Source organism: Fictibacillus sp. NPDC058756, assembly GCF_042746035.1.
In the GTDB taxonomy this organism is placed as follows: domain Bacteria; phylum Bacillota; class Bacilli; order Bacillales; family Fictibacillaceae; genus Fictibacillus.
In genome coordinates this window covers 2,322,649-2,340,312 of the sequence record NZ_JBHYPU010000001.1, presented here as the reverse complement: position 1 = coordinate 2,340,312, position 17,664 = coordinate 2,322,649, and the positions used below count along the sequence as shown (strand labels likewise).

Sequence of the window (17,664 nt, the reverse complement as noted above, 5' to 3'; positions counted from 1 at the left end):
TCACATGGAAAAGCTGCTTTATATTAATGGTTCTTGGACAGGAGATTCTCTTGAAAAAATAGAGGTATTTAACCCTGCTAATGGCGAGGTTGTCGGTACAGTGCCATCTTGCGGAAAAGAAGAAACGGAAGCTGCAATTGATGCAGCGCATGATGCTTTTGCCGGATGGGCTAAACTGACTGCCTATGAGCGTGCTGACTACCTCATGAAACTGCATGACTTGATGATCGAAGAAAAAGAAGAGATCGCAGAACTGATGACGTTAGAAATGGGAAAACCATTAAAAGAATCTGTAGGTGAAGTGATGTATGCAGCTTCTTTTATCAAATGGTACGCTGAGGAAGGTAAACGTGTTTACGGCAGAACGATCCCTTCAAGTGCTGGAAATAAAAGAATGCAAGTATTGCGTCAGCCAGTTGGAGTAGTTGCAGCGATCACACCATGGAACTTTCCGGCTGCCATGATCACGAGAAAGCTTGGTCCGGCTCTTGCAGCTGGCTGCACATTTATCGTGAAGCCGCCAAAGGAAACACCTCTAACAGCTATAAAACTAGTAGAACTTGCAGATAAAGCAGGCTTTCCAAAAGGAGTTATCAATCTTGTAACAGGTTCGTCTTCTATTATTGGGAAAGCGATCATGGATTCTGAAAAAGTAAGAAAAGTAACATTTACGGGATCAACTGAAATTGGGAAAAAGCTGATCGAACAGAGCGCAGCTACAGTTAAAAACGTATCTATGGAACTTGGTGGCCATGCACCTGCAGTCGTACTCGATGATGCTGATCTTAAAAAGGCAGTGGCTGGAATCGTAGCTTCGAAGTTTCGTAATGCAGGTCAAACGTGTATCTGTATCAATAGAGTCTATGTTCAGGAAAACGTATACGATGAGTTTGTGGAACTCGTTGCCGCTGAAGCGAAAAAACTAAAAGTAGGCAACGGACTTGAAGAAGGTACGGATATCGGACCGATCATTAATAAAGACGGCTACGATAAAATATCTGAGCATGTAGAAAACGCTGTTGCAGGCGGAGCAGAGTGTGTAACGGGCGGAAAAGGAAAAGCAGAAAACGGGGCGTATTATTACGAACCTACGGTGTTGAAAAACGTAACACAAGATATGTTGATCATGAATGAAGAGACGTTCGGACCGGTTATTCCAATTCACAAGATCGTTTCCATTGAAGAAGGGATCACACTTGCAAACACAAGCCCATTTGGCTTAGCAGCATATGTGTACACTGAAAACATGTCAAAAGGAACTCAAATCGTAGAAGGATTAGACTATGGAATCATCGGCTGGAATGATGGCGTACCATCAGCAGCTCAAGCGCCATTTGGCGGCATGAAAGAAAGCGGTCTTGGCCGTGAAGGCGGAGTCGAAGGAATGGAAGCTTATCTTGAAACGAAATATGTGAGTTTTGTTCTATAAATCTGTAAAGAAACCAGGTGATATTTGATGGATTTAGGATTAAGAGGTAAAAATGTACTAGTCCTTGCTTCAAGTAAAGGACTCGGAAAAGCGTGCGCACTGCAGTTTGCCAGAGAAGGTGCGAATGTCATGCTCACAAGCAGGGATGAACAGCAGTTATCACAAGCAGCTGAAGAAATAAAAAGCGAAACGGGAGCAGACGTACATTATAAGAAGTGTGATATCACACAGCGGAATGAGATCGATGAACTTGTTGCAGAAACAGTAGAGAAGCTCGGAAGCATCGATGTTTTGGTGAACAATGCAGGTGGTCCGCCAGCTGGAACCTTTAACGACTTTGAAGATGAACACTGGCAGGGAGCGTTTGAACTAACACTCTTGAGCCTAGTGCGGACAGTTCGTGCGGTCACACCTAATATGAGAAAGAATGGCGGCGGCCGCATTGTAAACATCGCATCATCCTCATTCAAGCAGCCAATCGATGGTTTGATTTTATCTAACACGTTCCGTACAGCCATTAATGGTTTATCAAAAAGCCTTTCGCAAGAGCTTGGAAAAGACGGTATCCTGATCAATACGATTGGTCCAGGGCGAATCGGAACAGACAGAGTAGGTGAACTGGATCAGATGGCTGCAGAGAAGAAGGGTGTCTCTGCAGAAGAAGTGAAAGCCGCAATGGAAAGCGGCATTCCGCTTGGCCGCTATGGTGAGCCTGAAGAGTTTGCAAAGATGGTCGTGTTCTTGTGCTCTGGCGCTAACACTTACGTTACTGGTCAGTCATTGCTAATTGATGGCGGAATGGTTAAAGCTCTTTAATATTAAACAAAAAGAAGCAGCAGCGGCTGCTTCTTTTATTATGTGGCGCATATAAAATGCCGTATGGCGCTCATAAAATCCAAATGACGAGCATAAAACTTCGAAAACAAGCAAAAATCGTCCGTGACAAAGCAAAATCTTCCATAAAAACAAAAGAGCTGACCCTCAGAGTCAGCTCTCCATATTTTTAAACAGAAAGTACGTTTTTAATGCGCTCAATCGCCCAATCTAAGTCTTCTTCAGAGATGATCAGCGGCGGTGCGAAGCGGATTACATTTTCATGTGTTTCCTTACATAATAAGCCTTGCTCTTTTAATTTTTCACAATAAGAACGAGCTGGTTCGTTTAGCTCAACTCCGATAAATAATCCTTTTCCGCGAACTTCTTTGATCGCTGGGTTATTAATCTTCTTAAGCTCGCCTAGGAAATACTCCCCAAGCTTTAATGAACGCTCAACCAAGTTCTCCTCAACAAGTACTTCAAGAGAAGCTACAGAAACTGCGCAAGAAAGCGGGTTTCCTCCAAATGTTGATCCGTGTGATCCAGGGTTAAATACACCAAGGATTTCGCGGTTAGCTGCAACACAAGAAATCGGCATAACGCCTCCGCCAAGTGCTTTTCCTAGGATGTACATGTCTGGCTCAATTTCTTCCCAGTCACAAGCGAACATTTTACCAGAACGACCAAGACCGGATTGGATTTCATCTGCTACAAAAAGAACATTCTCTGATTTACACACTTCAAGAGCTTCCTTTAAGAAGCCTTCACGCGGGATAACGATTCCTGCTTCACCTTGAATCGGTTCTAAGATGAATGCTGCCGTGTTTGGAGTAATAGCAGTCTTCAATGCTTCCAAATCGCCGTAAGGAATTACTTTGATTCCAGGAAGCATAGGACCGAATCCGCGCTGATAATCTGGATCAGAACTCATGGATACGGCTGTCATCGTACGTCCGTGGAAGTTTCCTTCACACACGATGATTTCCGCCTGGTTATCAGCAACACCTTTCACATCATAAGCCCAGCGGCGTACGGCTTTAATTGCAGTTTCAACGGCTTCAGCACCAGTGTTCATAGGAAGCACCATGTCTTTTTTCGTCAGGCTAGAAACTTTCTCATAAAAATCACCTAGCTGATCGTTGTGAAAAGCACGTGAAGTTAGTGTTACTCTGTCTGCTTGATCTTTAAGCGCCTGGATGATCTTAGGGTGGCGGTGTCCTTGGTTTACCGCGGAGTATGCACTAAGCATATCCATGTAACGGTTTCCTTCAGGATCTGTTACCCATACACCTTCCGCTTTTGAAATTACGATTGGCAGCGGATGATAGTTTTGTGCACCATACTGCTCCGTTTTAGAAATAACAGTTTCCGTATTCTTAGTCTGTGTCTGTTTCATAGGAAACACCTCTATTCTGCAAGATTTCTCACAGTGCTATTATACCAGTGAAAGTGCTTTCTTTACAGGGGCAACTCATTTGGTTGTCTTGTTGGATAGACTTCGTGTTATATTAATATGGAGAATTATACATAGGAGGATATATTTATGATTCATGCACATGTTACATCTTGGTTTCTGGCTCTCATTTTGTTTTTTGTAACGTATATGCTATACAAAAAAAATGCCGGGAAAAAATCTAAAATTTTTCATATGATTCTGCGGGTTTTGTATTTAGCAATCCTTGCAACAGGTGGGCATATGCTTGCTGGCTACCTTACAGACCCTGGAATTGTAAATAAAGGTCCACTGATTATTAAAGGTGTATTAGGGCTAGTTATGATTGGATTGATGGAAATCATTCTCGTTCAAAGAAAACGCGGTGAAGGCCGTATAATGAACTGGGTATTTTTCTGGGTATCACTTGTTTTAGTATTATTCTATGGTTATATCGTGCTTAGTTAAATGATATAGAGAAATCGTCTGATATTAAATCAGACGATTTTTTATATGGTAAAAATAACCACCAATAGTCCTGTTAAAATATTGAACGATGCACCGATATTAATAATGGCATTATGCCCAAAGCGATACGATTGTTCTTTTAGCAGATGAGGTGTAATCATGAGAACCATCAATTATATAGATAAAAAAGAAATTGAAATAAAATTAAAAATGACAGAGCAATCACAAGAAATAGATGACCTCTTAGCGATGTCACACTTGGTTCAAGCGAGTGCGAAAGAAATGGAGCAGCTGAATAATACACTCCTCGAGTCTGAACAGCGTTACAAATCATTATTCGAACACAATCCTGATATGATCTATTCAATGGATATGAACGGATATATTACAAGTGTGAATCCAGCACTTGTACAGACATTAGGATTTTCTGAAACAGATATGCTCCAGGCTCATGCGTTAAATTTCGTATGTAAGAAAGATCATAAGCGGGTTGTTGAACATTTTCGACTTGCCATACATGACAAACCGCAAACTTTTGTTACGAGTATCAGGAAAAAAGACGGCACCGAAATCGTATGCAGCATTACAAACATACCGATAGTTGTGAACAAGGCAGTTGTTGGCGTTTACGGAATAAGCAAAAACATAACATGGCAGAAAAATGCAGAAGAAAAGATTGAAAGACTTGCTTTTCATGACTCACTTACGGGCTTGCCGAACCGCAGTCAATTCGAGAAACGGCTTCGTGAATTTGTGGATGAGAACCACCATACCAAGAATAAACTAGCTGTCATGTTTATAGATATTGACCATTTTAAAATTATAAATGAAAGTCTAGGTCACCATATCGGCGATGTCGTATTAAAGCATGTTAGCAAGCAGCTCAGACAGACGATAAAAGGAGATGACCTTTTATGCCGTTTTGCCGGAGATGTGTTCACGCTGATCCTGCCAACACTTGAAAAGCCGGGAGAAGTGATAAACACAGCAAACAGAATTGCAGAAGCACTAAAGATGCCGATCTATTTAGACGGACAGGAATATACCGTAAGTGCATCGATCGGAATAAGCATCTATCCAGATGATAGTATGGATGCAGATGTATTGATAAAAAATGCTGACATTGCTCTTCATAAGGCAAAAGAAAAAGGACGCGGCAAACGTGAGTTTTTCACTGGCGAAATGAACGCATTTACACTTGAACGCCTTAAGCTCGAAGGCTATTTAAGAAAGGCAATTCAAAAAGGAGAGCTTCAGCCTTACTTTCAGCCGCAGCTTTGCATGAAGACGGAAAGAATCACAGGTTTCGAAGCACTTGTACGCTGGAATCACCCGGAACTTGGCCTTGTATCACCGATGCAGTTTGTTCCTCTTGCAGAAGAAATTGGCCTGATAGATGACATTGGAAGATTTGTTCTCTTTGAATCTTGTAAACAGCTGAGACACTGGCACGATGAAGGTGCACACCATCTTTCTATATCTGTTAATGTTTCAGGAAGGCAGTTTCAGAGATTGTCATTCGTATATGAAGTAAAAGAGGCGCTGCAAACGTCAGGTATACCTGCTGAGTGTCTGCATTTGGAGTTAACCGAAAGCACGATGATTCATAATGTGCAATACAGTATAAGTATTATGCAGGAATTAAGAGAACTAGGTGTTAAACTATCGATTGATGATTTTGGCACAGGCTATAGTTCACTTAGCTACTTAAAAGATTTTCCTGTTGATTCGCTTAAAATCGATCAAAGCTTTATCCGCCACTTGAGTGATGACTTTTTCAATACGAGTGATGCCGCCATCATTAAGGCTATTATTATGATGTGTGAAGGTTTGTCGTTAACTACTGTGGCAGAAGGTGTTGAATCGTACGAACAGATGAAGCTTCTTCGTGAATATGGCTGCCATACCGCACAAGGATATATCATCAGTAAACCGATGCCTGCTAATGAAGCACAACTTTTTTTAGATGAATTTTATAAAATGAAAAACAGCACATCCTGACCACGGGGTGTGCTGTTTGTTGTATTAATTGTTTTCCTTCTTAAGCCCAGAAAGAGAATCTTTGTAGTTACCGCTCACAATACCTTTTTCCGTAATGATGGCTGATATATACTCAGCGGGTGTTACGTCAAAAGCAGGGTTGAACACTTTAATGCCTTCAGGTGCAATACGGATACCGTTTAAATGAGTGACTTCTTCTTCAGGACGCTCCTCGATCGGAATATCTTCACCGCTTGCTGTTCCTAGATCTAGAGTAGATAAAGGGCAAGCGACATAAAAGGGAATGCCCAGCGCTTTTGCCTGAAGAGCTAATCCGAATGTTCCGATTTTGTTCGCGGTATCTCCATTCGCCGCAACACGGTCACAGCCCACGATAACGGCTTTTATATTTTTTGTTTTAAGGGTATGTGCTGCCATATTGTCTGTAATGAGCGTTACATCAATATCATTTGCCTGAAGCTCCCAAGCTGTTAAACGAGCCCCTTGGAGGACAGGTCTTGTTTCGTTTGCGTAGACGGAGAGATTCAATCCTCTTTCTTTTGCAAGGTGAAAGGGAGCCAGTGCTGTGCCGTATTTACTCGTGGCGATGGCACCAGCATTACAGATTGTCATTACTGCATCGCCATCCTGTAAAAGTGAAAGAGCATATTCGCCAATCTTGCGGCATGTGTTTTCATCTTCTGTCTGAATGTTGATCGCTTCTTGCTCAATCTTTTCTTTACCATCTTCTACCGAAACGGCCTTTTGCGCCGCGCGAACTACCCGGTCAAGTGCCCAAAATAAGTTAACAGCTGTCGGGCGGGAGGAGGCAAGGTAATCTCGCTGAACTTGCAGCTTTGATAAAAAGGATTCAAAGTTGTTATCCTTCTCGCTGTTGCTCCAAAGCACAAGGCCAAAAGCGGCCGCGATGCCGATTGCAGGTGCACCCCGCACCTTTAGTTTTGAAATAGCATCCCACACATGTTCGATATTTGTTACATTCAAGTATACAGTGTGATGCGGAAGCTGCTGCTGATCTAAGATAAGAAGATGATCCCTGCGATATCGAACAGAAGGGACCCATTTTTCAGCTACGTTCATTGTTTATGCACCTCTAATCCAGTCAGTTAGTTGAGTGATACTCTTAAATTTTCTTTGGTTTTTTATGAGATAGCTTCCTAGTTCAAGCGCTTTTTTCTTATAAAAAAGTTCTATATCTTTTTGTTCAATGGAATCAAGGTCAGCAACATGTGCAAGACCGATCGTTCTTCGTATTACTTCACAGCCAGCAAACCCGATTGTTTCCTGAAAGGTGTGCTGAAGGAAATTTTCAAGAACGCCTTCTGTTTTAGCAAAAGGATCTGATGCTTTTTCGCGCCATAGTTCTGTAAAAGTATTCGTGTATGTCTCCCATGTTTTCTCGATCGTTTGCAGCAGGAAGGACTGTACATTTTCCCGATGGAACGGTTCTTTTGCATGTGCGTTTTGTGAAAGATGATTCAGTGTCAGATTCGCAAAAAAGTGTGCAAGATCAAAACCAGCTGGACCATAGAAAGCAAATTCCGGATCAATCACTTTTGTCGAGTCTTCTTTTACAAAAATACTTCCTGTATGAAGGTCGCCATGCAGCAAAATCTCAGCTCTAGTTAAAAAAGAAAATCTGAGTTGAGCGACTTCACGAAGCAATTCTTGATCTGCCCAAATTTTTTCTGCACCACTTCTCAGTTCAGCAGGAAACTCGTTAGTGTCATGGTCAAAAAATGGATCTGTAAATACTAAGTCCTCTGTAATCTTGCAAAGTTCAGGGTTGGAAAAACGCTTTACCTGTTCTTTTTTATCGAAAGGGTGGAGATAAAAATCACTGGAATAAAAAGCTGTATTTGCTGCGAATGTTCCGATGTCTTTTGCTAGAAGAGGATACATATTTCCTTCAATCAAACCTTTGCGCAATATGACATGGTCTGAAAGATCCTCCATCACTGTTACGGCTAAGTGTGGATCGGAGTAATAAACTTTTGGTACGAGGTGCGGAACGGACTCAGCCTCTTGCAATAAAGCATCACTTTCAATTCTGGCTCGGTCTAAAGTAAGCGGCCAGCTTTCTCCAACTACTTTTGCATAAGGAAGAGCCTGCTTCACGATCAGTGCTTGTTCGGAATCAGGATCTTGTAAACGGAAAACAAGATTTAAGTTGCCATCACCAATCTCTTGAACAACGAGCTCGTTTAGAGAGGCTGTATCAAAAAAGTTCAATGGTTTAATTACATCGAGTACAGTCAGTTCGTTTAATGGTTCATATGCTGATTTTACTTTTGCGGTCATTTTATGTTCCCCCCGGAATGTTTTTAAAAAATAAAAGAGCCTCTTTTCATATTAGAAAAGAGGCCCGGAAAGACAGTTGTCCCGCACCTCTTATCTTAGCAAAACGATTAGTTTTGCTGGAATTAGCACCGTGCCATACGCTGATTTCCTTAAAAATTCAGCGGCTCCCCATATCTTGCGGGCGCCCCATTTCACAATGGTATTACGGTCGGTTGCTGGGTTTCATCGGGCCATTCCCTCCACCTGCTCTTGATAAGAGACCAATTATTCAGTTCGTTAAAGCGAAATAATATTCGCGCAATTCATAATCGTTATACTACAATGTTTGGAAACGATTTGTCAAACTTTTTTTTGGTAGCTGTTCTCGTAAAGCTTATTGAAAGTGTTGATTTCCACTCCAGGTGCTCGCTTTCCGCGGGGCGTGCGGTTAGCATCCCCTGCGCTTGCACTAGTGGGGTTTCACTTAGTAAAGATCTACACGGCGGTCATTAAAAACAGGAACCTTCGCCCGAACTTCATCAACCAATTCAGGAGAGATCTCAGCAGAAAGAATTTTTTCTTCAGAAACGGAGGCTTCTGCCACAATATCGCCCCAAGGATCGATGATCATAGACTGACCGGCGAATGTATTTTTCGGATCGCTTCCAACACGATTGCAAGCTACAACATAACACTGATTTTCAATAGCCCTGGCAATCAAAAGAGCACGCCAGTGAGTCTGTCGCTGGATTGGCCATTGAGCAGGAACAAATAAAATTTTTGCCCCTTTTATAAAAGGCATGCGTATCCATTCAGGAAAACGGATATCATAGCAGATCGCAGCTGAAGACAATATCCCATCAACAGTGAAAATACCGTTTTCTTTGCCAGGAGCAATATATTTTTCTTCTTCCATAAGCGTAATAAGGTGTGCCTTGGAATACGTTCCGATATGCGAACCTTTTCTGTCAAAGCTTAGCATTGTATTATAAACGTCATTACCTTTCCGAAACGCCACAGATCCGCCAACGATATTAATTTCGAACTCTTTAGCAAGGGAACTGAGCCATTTTTTTGCTTTTTCCCCATTTTCATCACTGATCTCGTCAAGGCGCGTCAGGTCATACCCTGTATCCCAAAGTTCAGGAAGCACTATGGTGTCGGGCTTGTGATGACGAACTGCCTCACGAATTTTTTTCTCAATGTGTTCCATGTTTTTTCCAGGATTTCCAAATTGGACATCGACTTGTATACATGCAATTTTCACAAAAACACTCCTATCTGCCAAAAAAAGTCTTTACAGAATTTCCTTAAGCGTATAACATAACTGATTAGAATTTCAAGAACATTCAAATAAGACTGGAAGTGATCGTTTGAAACGTTTTGAACAGGCAGAGGTCATGGGGAAACTGCCGGAACAATTTTTCGCTAAACTTGTAAAAAAAGTATCACATTATGTGGATCAAGGCTATGATGTTATTAATCTTGGACAAGGGAACCCGGATCAGCCCACTCCAAATCATATTGTTGATGCGTTAAAAGAAGGGGCAGACAATCCTGCATATCACAAATACTCGCCGTTTCGCGGACATTCCTTTTTAAAGCAGGCTGCAGCCGATTTTTATAAAAGAGAATACGGAGTTACGCTGGATCCGGAAAAAGAAGTAGCAGTATTGTTCGGAGGTAAAACGGGTTTAGTAGAGTTATCTCAGTGCTATTTAAATTCTGGAAATATTGCTCTTGTTCCAGATCCCGGATATCCTGATTACTGGTCAGGAATCGCAATGGCTGGGGCGAAGATGGAGACGATGCCTCTCTTAGCAGAGAATGCTTTTTTGCCTGATTATGATCGTTTAGAGGAAAATGTACTGCAAGAAGCTAAACTTATGTTCTTAAACTATCCGAACAATCCGACAGCAGGTGTCGCTACGAAGGATTTTTTTGAAGAGACCGTTGAACTTGCAAAAAAGCATGATATTTTAGTGTGCCATGATTTTGCGTATGGTGCTATTGGATTTGAAGGCAAAAAGCCTGTCAGCTTTTTAGAGGTTGATGGAGCGAAAGAAGTTGGAATAGAAATCTATACACTGTCCAAAACATACAACATGGCTGGCTGGCGTGTCGGTTTCGCAGTCGGAAATGAGCAAGTCATTGAATCTATCAACCTTCTTCAAGACCATTTTTATGTCAGTCTATTTGGAGCCGTGCAGCATGCAGCGGCCGCAGCACTCAATGAATCCCAGGAATGCGTGGATGAGCTGGTAGCGACATATGAAAAGAGGCGCAACGCTTTTATAGGCAGGTTAAAAGATAACGGGTGGAACGTTCAAGCTCCCAAAGGATCGTTCTTCTGCTGGCTGCCAGTTCCTGAGGGATACACGTCAGAAACGTTTGCGGATCATTTATTAGAGAAAGCGCATGTTGTTGTTGCACCAGGTATCGGATTTGGAAAAGAAGGAGACAAATATGTACGTGCTGGATTGCTTACTTCAGAAGATAGGCTGATTGAAGCAGCAGACAGAATCGCAAAAGTCCTTAAAAAAATTGGTTGACAGGATCTTCATGCCCTGTCATAATCACAATTAATATTATATTCGAACAATTTGCACTCTTATTAAGAGCAGGTGGAGGGACTAGCCCGATGAAACCCGGCAACCATTCAGCTAATGTTTAGCTGAAAACGGTGCTAATTCTTGCAGTCAAATAGACTGAGAGATGAGAGGAAGCGGACCTGCGATATTTAGCACCCCTTCCTTTTGGATGGGGCTTTTTATTGTGTTTGAGAGGAGTTTTAACGATATGGGAAAAGTAACAGCGACCTATTTGGTTCATGACAAGAAAGGTAATTTAGATAAAAAAGCTGAAGGCATTGCGCTGGGATTGACAGTAGGATCTTGGACAGGTCTGCCGCTGCTTGAGCAGGAACAGCTTCGAAAACATAAAGGTGTTGTGGAGAGCGTCGTTGAATTGGAGAGCGACGATGCAGCTGATAGGTTTTTAGGAAATCAGCGTACGAGAGGATTGCTGAAGATCTCTTATCCTTCTGCAAATTTTTCTAACGATATTCCAGCGATTCTAACGACTGTCTTTGGCAAACTGTCTCTTGATGGAGAGATTAAGCTCGTAGATTTGGAGTTTGATAAACAGCTGGAATCGAGCTTCCCAGGACCGAAGTACGGAATATCTGGGATACGTGATATTTTAGGTGTCCATAACCGGCCGCTAGTGATGAGTATTTTCAAAGGAGTGCTCGGTAAAGATCTTTCATTCTTTAAACAGCAGCTATATGAACAGGCACTTGGCGGAGTAGACCTTGTGAAGGATGATGAAATTCTTTTTGATAATCCGCTGACTCCGTTCGAAGAACGCATAAAGACGGCAAAAGAAGTGCTGCAGCAGGCAGAACAACGAACTGGGGAAAAAACGCTCTACGCTGTGAACTTAACCGGAAGGACAAGCGAACTGCGTGATAAAGCAAGGCGCGCTGCAGATCTAGGTGCAAATGCATTGCTGTTCAATGTGCTGTCATATGGTCCTGATGTGCTTCAGGAATTGTCAGAAGATAAAGAAATAACGCTTCCGATCATGGCCCATCCTGCGTTATCCGGAGCAATCGGTTCATCTTCTCTTTATGGAATTGGTTACTCAGTATTGCTCGGAAAACTTTTGCGTTATGCAGGAGCAGATCTAGTACTGTTCCCGTCCCCATATGGAAGTGTGGCACTTGATAGAGATGAAACACTAAATATTGCAGAAGCATTAACAACAGAAAATATTGCGCTAAAAAAATCATTCCCGGTACCATCAGCGGGGATACATCCTGGATTAACTCCAGTACTGTTCAGCGATTTTGGCTTAGATAGTGTCATCAATGCTGGAGGGGGGATTCACGGTCATCCTGACGGAGCTGCAGGCGGGGCACGAGCATTCCGTCAAGCTGTAGATGCAGTAGTTACAGGCGAAAATCTAGAAAATTATGCCGAGAAACACCTAGAACTTCAAAAAGCTTTGGAGTTATGGGGCGGAGTGCCTGTAACATGACGCGCAAAGTAATCTTCTGCGATTTTGACGGAACTGTAACTGAGAAAGACAACATCGTAGCCATAATGGAAGAGTTCGCTCCAGATGGATGGCAGCCGATCGTGAACGATATTTTAAACGAAAACATCTCGATTCGAGAAGGAGTAGGGAAGCTGTTTTCACGGATATCTTCCAACAAGAAGGAGGACATCATACAGTTTGTTTTAACTCGTTCCAAAATAAGAGATGGGTTTAAAGAATTTATAAATTTTACGAAGCAAGAAGAAATTCCGCTTTATATCGTAAGCGGAGGTATTGATTTCTTTGTTCATCCAGTGCTGAAAGATAAACTGAATCCTGAACAAATCATCTGCAATCATAGTGATTTTTCCGAAGAGCAAATCAAAATTACGTGGCCAAACAAATGTGATGAACTTTGCCAGAATGATTGCGGGTGCTGCAAGCCTTCTTTTATCAGAAAGACAGATAACCATTATCACGATTTTCAAAAAATCGTAATCGGTGACTCCATAACGGATCTTCAGGCTTCTAAGCTTGCTGATGTAGTTTTTGCAAGAGACTACTTAATTGAAAAATGTGAAGAAAACAAAATTCAATATACACCTTTTGAAACATTTTTTGATGTCATCCATGCATTGGAAAAAGAGGAGGTAAGAAGTTGACTATTCATGAACAACGCTGGAACGAACTGGCCGATGTGAAAGATGAATTAGCTGCAAGAAACTGGTTTCCTGGAACTAGTGGAAACGTATCTATAAAAGTTGGAGAGAGTCCGCTTACCTTTTATGTTTCTGCAAGCGGCAAAGATAAAACGAAGCGTACGTCAGAAGATTTTTTACTCGTTAATGGAGAAGGGAAAGCAGTTGAGCAGACATCGCTTAAAGCTTCTGCTGAAACCGGCATTCACTGTGAAGTATATCGCTTAACTGATGCAGGCTGCTGTCTGCATGTTCATACCGTTGACAATAACCTTATCTCTGAGCTGTATGGAAACGAAGGAGAGATCACATTTCAAAGACAAGAATTAATCAAGGCATTTGGGATATGGGAAGAAGACGGAAGTATAACAGTACCTATCGTTGAGAACTATGCAGACTTGACTAAGCTTTCTGAAGCCGTTGCCGGTGTGATAAAACAGGATACGAAGGCAGTACTGATCCGCAATCACGGAATCACGGTTTGGGGAAAAAATGCATTTGAAGCGAAAAAACATTTGGAAGCTTTTGAATTTCTTTTCTCCTATCATTTAAAACTTCAAACACTTTCTTTTTTAAGCAAAAAAACAAAAAATATATCATTTGGGGGCGTAAAACATGGCACAATTAAGATTTCATGACAACAACGAAAGAATCGAAAATCAAAGTGAAGTAGAAGCTTACTTAAATTCACAGGAAGTTATTTATGAAAAATGGGATATTGAAAAACTCCCTCAAAACCTTCGTGAAAACTACTCTTTAACGGATGAAGAAAAAGAAGAAGTGCTTCAGACGTTCCAAAGCGAAATTAATGATATTTCGGAGCGCCGGGGGTATGTAACTTCAGATGTAATCTCACTGTCTGATGCAACACCAAACTTAGATGAACTATTGAAAAATTTCTTATCTGAACACCACCACACAGATGATGAAGTGCGCTTTATCGTTTCAGGTCACGGAATTTTTGCAATAGAAGGACCAAACGGCAGGTTCTTTGATGTAGAGCTTGAGCCAGGCGATCTTATATCTGTTCCTGAAAATTACCGTCATTACTTTACTCTGCAGGAAGATCGAAAAGTAGTAGCAGTACGCATCTTTAAATCAAAAGAAGGCTGGGTGCCGATTTACGACAAAAAACCTCTGGAAGCAAAGTAATCTTAACGAAGACACACCATTTCAACTGAAATGGTGTGTTTTTTCTATATTAATAAAAGCAGAGGTGGGATTTATACTCGCTGAATGAGCGCCATCCAAGATATATGAGCGCTACCCCAAGAAATCCACCCAACCAAAAAAGAGCACCGGCCAACCGGTGCTCTTTCCTTATCCCTCTATCTTCTTTTCTCTTCTTAAATTAATCAATCTGTACGTATGCAGAACTATAACCTTTAACACTGCATAGACAGGAACCGCTAAAATTAAACCAAGCAGTCCGCCAAGACTTCCTGCAACGAGCAAGATGGAAATGATCGTAAGCGGATGGATATCAAGTTTTTTACCCATAACTTGCGGCGAAATGACATTCCCTTCAATCTGCTGTGCAATGACCATGATAACCAGCACTTTAATTACCATAGCAGGAGAGTCAACAACCGCTACAATCAGCGCAGGTACAACCCCGATAATAGGCCCTAAGAACGGAATTACGTTCGTAAACATTGCAATGATTGCAAGGATCAACGAATACTCGATCCCAATAATTAAATATCCGATATAAAGCATTGTTCCTACACATACACTGACTAAAATCTGTCCCTGGATATATGAGCTTAGCGCGATATCCATATCTTTTAAAATTTTCGTCCCATTGTTGCGCTGTTTTTCAGGCAATGTCTGAAGCACCATCTGAGGCGCCTTTTCACCTTCTTTTAGCATGTAGTAAAGGATAAATGGTACTGTTACGAAAATCATGATGATGTTGGTAATGATTCCGATGAAGTTCGCAATGTTCGTTCCAATGGTTTGAACACTATTAGATAAGTAAGCTGAAACTTTATCAGAGATTTCTTTCACATCAAATTGTTCACTTTCCTGGAAGCGATTCACCCATTCATTTTGCTGCAGATCGTTCAGCTTTGAACGTATCGCATCAATTAACGCAGGTGTGTTTTCTACCAGGTTGCTGACCTGTCTTTGCAATACAGGACCGATGGAATAGAACAATAAGACAAACAATCCGATGGCAAGCAAGTAGATTAACAAAATAGATAATACTTTCGGTACGTTGCGCTTATGTAGAAATTGAACAACGGGACGGAACAAATAGTACAGAACGCCGCCTAATAAGAATGGGAAAAACAATGTTTGAACAAGAACGACGATCGGTCTGAAAATAAAATCAATCTTTGTTCCTACTAAAATAATAAGAAAAATGAGGAGCAATCCGTAACCGATACGAAAAAACTTCGACTGTGGCATTAAATGATCACCTTTATCTTCTGAAATATAGATTCATTATATACAAGTTGGAAGAACTTGCACAAATATTTCATAACACCCGTACAAGGATAAAAGCATATGTTAAGTATTGGGCATACGCATTATACTCGCAGTTCGCATAGAAAGGATGAAACCAATGTGCGGAATAACAGGTTGGGCAGATTGGAATCGAAACCTCATCAATGAAAAAAATGTACTGTTAAAAATGGCCACAACTTTATCCAAAAGAGGACCTGATGCATTGAATGTCTGGAGCACAACACATGCAGGATTTGGTCACGCCCGGCTTGCTGTTGTCGATATTGAAGGCGGCGTACAGCCGATGAGCAGAAAAAAGAACAACAACAATTATACACTTTGCTATAACGGGGAACTGTACAACACGGAGGATATCCGAAAAGAGCTCTTGCAGGGCGGCTACACATTTGAAGGCCATTCTGATACAGAAGTTCTCCTAGTATCTTATATAGAGTGGGGAGAGGCCTGTATCGAAAAGTTTAACGGGATTTTCGCCTTCGGAATATGGGATGAGGAGAAGGAGAGTTTGTTCGTCGCAAGAGATCGTTTAGGCGTTAAACCATTCTTTTATTCAGAAAAAGGCGGCCGTTTTCTTTTTGGGTCGGAACTGAAAGCTATTCTGGCTCATCCCGAAATGAAGGCGGAAGTTGATCGTGAGGGACTTCAAGAAGTATTTGGCCTCGGTCCATCCAGAACACCAGGTAACGGTGTTTATAAAGGAATAAAAGAGCTTCGGCCGGCACATGCAGCAACCTACACAAAGAATGGATTGAAGATCTGGCGTTATTGGAACGTGGAAAGCAAACCTCACGAGCATTCACTCGAAGAAACAATTGAGAACGTAGGGACGCTTGTAAAAGATGCTGTAACCCGTCAGCTTGTAGCAGACGTACCGGTTTGTACATTTTTATCAGGCGGATTGGATTCAAGTGCGATAACGGCAATCGCATCCAAGCATTTTAAAGAAGAAAACAAAGGTGAACTTCACACATTCAGCATTGATTATGAAGACAATGACAAATACTTTAAGGCGAGCGATTATCAGCCGAACTCAGATGGCTTCTGGATTAATAAAATGGTAGAAGCAACAGGATCCACCCACCATAGCTGTGTCATTGATAACGAACTATTAATCAATCATTTGCGTGAAGCTGTTACGGTACGCGACCTTCCTGGTATGGCAGATGTGGATTCTTCATTATTATGGTTCTGCCGGCAGATTAAGCCGCAATCAACAGTAGCACTGTCTGGAGAATGCGCAGACGAAATTTTTGGCGGATATCCATGGTTTCATAAAGAAGAGCTCATGAACCGGGATATGTTTCCTTGGATGCGCTCAACAAAAGCAAGACAGAATCTTCTTCAGGATTCCTGGGCAGAAAAAATGAATCTCGCATCATATGTTCAGCAAAGATATGAAGAAACAGTAAAAGAAACACCATTACTTGAAGGAGAAACGAGATTAGAAGCAAGAAGAAGAGAAATTTTTTATTTAAATATGCTATGGTTTATGACAACACTTCTTGATCGTAAAGACCGCATGAGTATGGGAGCAAGTTTAGAAGTCAGGGTGCCTTTTGCAGATCATAGAATCGTAGAGTATGCATGGAATATCCCTTGGGAAATGAAGATGCTTGAAGGAAGAGAGAAGGGGATTCTGAGAAAAGCATTAACCGGCATGCTTCCAGATAACGTTTTGTATCGGAAGAAAAGTCCATATCCTAAAACTTTTCACCCCGAGTATACGGACGGCGTAAAAGACTGGCTGCAGTGTATTGTAAATAAGAAGAACTCGCCGCTTTTTGAAGTCCTGAACCGTGAGAAAGTACAGAAAATCATTGATACGAACGGGGATACATTCAAAGAACCTTGGTTCGGACAGTTGATGACTGGTCCGCAGCTAATGGCACATCTGGCTCAAATAGACAGCTGGCTGAGTGACTATAATGTAAATATCATAGATTAATAAACAAAAAGCGGGCAAACTCAGAAGATACCTCTCTTGAGTGACCGCTTTTTTATATTTGTATTTCTTTGAAAGACAA

The 17,664-nt window shown here is 41.6% G+C and carries 15 protein-coding genes and 2 riboswitches; of the genes, 10 read left to right on the top strand and 5 right to left on the bottom strand.

The features are described 5' to 3' along the window. Positions 1–4: 4 nt before the first annotated feature. Both ACFW35_RS11785 and ACFW35_RS11780 read left to right on the top strand, forming a co-directional pair. On the top strand, positions 5–1,429 hold the full coding sequence (locus ACFW35_RS11785; RefSeq protein ID WP_379845903.1) for an NAD-dependent succinate-semialdehyde dehydrogenase: 1,425 nt from the start codon (positions 5–7) through the stop codon (positions 1,427–1,429). 27 nt (positions 1,430–1,456) lie between these two features. After that, a complete protein-coding gene (locus ACFW35_RS11780; protein WP_379845902.1) occupies positions 1,457–2,245 on the top strand; it encodes an SDR family oxidoreductase in 789 nt (262 codons plus the stop codon). A gap of 187 nt (positions 2,246–2,432) precedes the next feature. On the opposite strand, the gene ACFW35_RS11775 is transcribed toward ACFW35_RS11780, so the two are convergent. Beyond that, positions 2,433–3,641, bottom strand: coding sequence for an ornithine--oxo-acid transaminase (locus tag ACFW35_RS11775; protein WP_379845901.1), 1,209 nt, complete (start codon positions 3,639–3,641; stop codon positions 2,433–2,435). 147 nt (positions 3,642–3,788) lie between these two features. Between ACFW35_RS11775 and ACFW35_RS11770 the strand changes: the two genes are divergently transcribed. Both ACFW35_RS11770 and ACFW35_RS11765 read left to right on the top strand, forming a co-directional pair. After that, the gene (locus ACFW35_RS11770) at positions 3,789–4,145 is read left to right on the top strand and encodes a YisL family protein (protein WP_379845900.1); all 357 of its coding nucleotides are present in this window, start codon (positions 3,789–3,791) and stop codon (positions 4,143–4,145) included. Positions 4,146–4,304: 159 nt separating this feature from the next. Continuing rightward, entirely contained in the window at positions 4,305–6,146 is a 1,842-nt protein-coding gene (locus ACFW35_RS11765) for an EAL domain-containing protein (protein WP_379845899.1), read from the top strand. Between the two features lie 24 nt (positions 6,147–6,170). Here ACFW35_RS11765 and mtnA read toward each other — a convergent pair whose 3' ends face one another. From mtnA to ACFW35_RS11750, 3 genes are all read right to left on the bottom strand, one after another. Continuing rightward, positions 6,171–7,226, bottom strand: a complete 1,056-nt coding sequence (mtnA, locus tag ACFW35_RS11760) for an S-methyl-5-thioribose-1-phosphate isomerase (RefSeq protein WP_379845898.1) — start codon at positions 7,224–7,226, stop codon at positions 6,171–6,173. Between the two features lie 3 nt (positions 7,227–7,229). Next, positions 7,230–8,447: an S-methyl-5-thioribose kinase gene (gene mtnK / locus ACFW35_RS11755; protein ID WP_379845896.1), complete on the bottom strand. Its 1,218-nt coding sequence runs from the start codon at positions 8,445–8,447 to the stop codon at positions 7,230–7,232. 87 nt (positions 8,448–8,534) lie between these two features. Continuing rightward, positions 8,535–8,706: riboswitch (SAM riboswitch) on the bottom strand. Positions 8,707–8,910: 204 nt separating this feature from the next. Continuing rightward, complete coding sequence (locus tag ACFW35_RS11750; RefSeq protein ID WP_379845895.1) at positions 8,911–9,693, bottom strand: carbon-nitrogen family hydrolase; 783 nt, start codon at positions 9,691–9,693, stop codon at positions 8,911–8,913. A gap of 106 nt (positions 9,694–9,799) precedes the next feature. Here ACFW35_RS11750 and ACFW35_RS11745 point away from each other — a divergent pair, with 106 nt between their 5' ends. From ACFW35_RS11745 to ACFW35_RS11725, 5 genes are all read left to right on the top strand, one after another. Continuing rightward, a complete protein-coding gene (locus tag ACFW35_RS11745) occupies positions 9,800–10,978 on the top strand; it encodes a pyridoxal phosphate-dependent aminotransferase (RefSeq protein WP_379845893.1) in 1,179 nt (392 codons plus the stop codon). A 56-nt stretch (positions 10,979–11,034) separates the two neighbouring features. After that, a riboswitch (SAM riboswitch) is annotated at positions 11,035–11,148 on the top strand. A 77-nt stretch (positions 11,149–11,225) separates the two neighbouring features. Further along, positions 11,226–12,467 (top strand): 2,3-diketo-5-methylthiopentyl-1-phosphate enolase, encoded by a 1,242-nt coding sequence (locus ACFW35_RS11740; RefSeq protein WP_379845891.1) that lies wholly within the window; start codon positions 11,226–11,228, stop codon positions 12,465–12,467. Beyond that, on the top strand, positions 12,464–13,129 hold the full coding sequence (locus tag ACFW35_RS11735; protein WP_379845889.1) for a 2-hydroxy-3-keto-5-methylthiopentenyl-1-phosphate phosphatase: 666 nt from the start codon (positions 12,464–12,466) through the stop codon (positions 13,127–13,129). Before ACFW35_RS11740 ends, ACFW35_RS11735 begins: the two co-directional genes overlap by 4 nt. Before the next feature lie 2 nt (positions 13,130–13,131). Then, positions 13,132–13,803 (top strand): methylthioribulose 1-phosphate dehydratase, encoded by a 672-nt coding sequence (locus ACFW35_RS11730; RefSeq protein ID WP_379847474.1) that lies wholly within the window; start codon positions 13,132–13,134, stop codon positions 13,801–13,803. Then, on the top strand, positions 13,781–14,317 hold the full coding sequence (locus ACFW35_RS11725; protein WP_379845887.1) for a 1,2-dihydroxy-3-keto-5-methylthiopentene dioxygenase: 537 nt from the start codon (positions 13,781–13,783) through the stop codon (positions 14,315–14,317). Before ACFW35_RS11730 ends, ACFW35_RS11725 begins: the two co-directional genes overlap by 23 nt. A gap of 168 nt (positions 14,318–14,485) precedes the next feature. Here the strand turns inward: ACFW35_RS11725 and ACFW35_RS11720 are convergent, their stop codons facing one another. Continuing rightward, on the bottom strand, positions 14,486–15,580 hold the full coding sequence (locus ACFW35_RS11720) for an AI-2E family transporter (protein WP_379845886.1): 1,095 nt from the start codon (positions 15,578–15,580) through the stop codon (positions 14,486–14,488). Positions 15,581–15,737: 157 nt separating this feature from the next. Between ACFW35_RS11720 and asnB the strand changes: the two genes are divergently transcribed. Further along, positions 15,738–17,585 carry an asparagine synthase (glutamine-hydrolyzing) gene (asnB, locus tag ACFW35_RS11715; RefSeq protein WP_379845884.1) on the top strand — a complete coding sequence of 616 codons (1,848 nt, stop codon included), beginning with the start codon at positions 15,738–15,740 and terminating at the stop codon, positions 17,583–17,585. The last annotated feature ends 79 nt before the right edge of the window (positions 17,586–17,664 follow it).

What these genes read in the sequence shown, in the direction of transcription:
- asnB (WP_379845884.1), top strand. Translation starts at nt 15,738, where the DNA reads ATGTGCGGAATAACAGGTTGGGCAGATTGGAATCGAAACCTCATCAAT.
- ACFW35_RS11720 (WP_379845886.1), bottom strand. Translation starts at nt 15,580, where the DNA reads ATGCCACAGTCGAAGTTTTTTCGTATCGGTTACGGATTGCTCCTCATT.
- ACFW35_RS11775 (WP_379845901.1), bottom strand. Translation starts at nt 3,641, where the DNA reads ATGAAACAGACACAGACTAAGAATACGGAAACTGTTATTTCTAAAACG.
- mtnA (WP_379845898.1), bottom strand. Translation starts at nt 7,226, where the DNA reads ATGAACGTAGCTGAAAAATGGGTCCCTTCTGTTCGATATCGCAGGGAT.
- ACFW35_RS11740 (WP_379845891.1), top strand. Translation starts at nt 11,226, where the DNA reads ATGGGAAAAGTAACAGCGACCTATTTGGTTCATGACAAGAAAGGTAAT.
- mtnK (WP_379845896.1), bottom strand. Translation starts at nt 8,447, where the DNA reads ATGACCGCAAAAGTAAAATCAGCATATGAACCATTAAACGAACTGACT.
- ACFW35_RS11725 (WP_379845887.1), top strand. Translation starts at nt 13,781, where the DNA reads ATGGCACAATTAAGATTTCATGACAACAACGAAAGAATCGAAAATCAA.
- ACFW35_RS11770 (WP_379845900.1), top strand. Translation starts at nt 3,789, where the DNA reads ATGATTCATGCACATGTTACATCTTGGTTTCTGGCTCTCATTTTGTTT.
- ACFW35_RS11780 (WP_379845902.1), top strand. Translation starts at nt 1,457, where the DNA reads ATGGATTTAGGATTAAGAGGTAAAAATGTACTAGTCCTTGCTTCAAGT.
- ACFW35_RS11785 (WP_379845903.1), top strand. Translation starts at nt 5, where the DNA reads ATGGAAAAGCTGCTTTATATTAATGGTTCTTGGACAGGAGATTCTCTT.
- ACFW35_RS11735 (WP_379845889.1), top strand. Translation starts at nt 12,464, where the DNA reads ATGACGCGCAAAGTAATCTTCTGCGATTTTGACGGAACTGTAACTGAG.
- ACFW35_RS11765 (WP_379845899.1), top strand. Translation starts at nt 4,305, where the DNA reads ATGAGAACCATCAATTATATAGATAAAAAAGAAATTGAAATAAAATTA.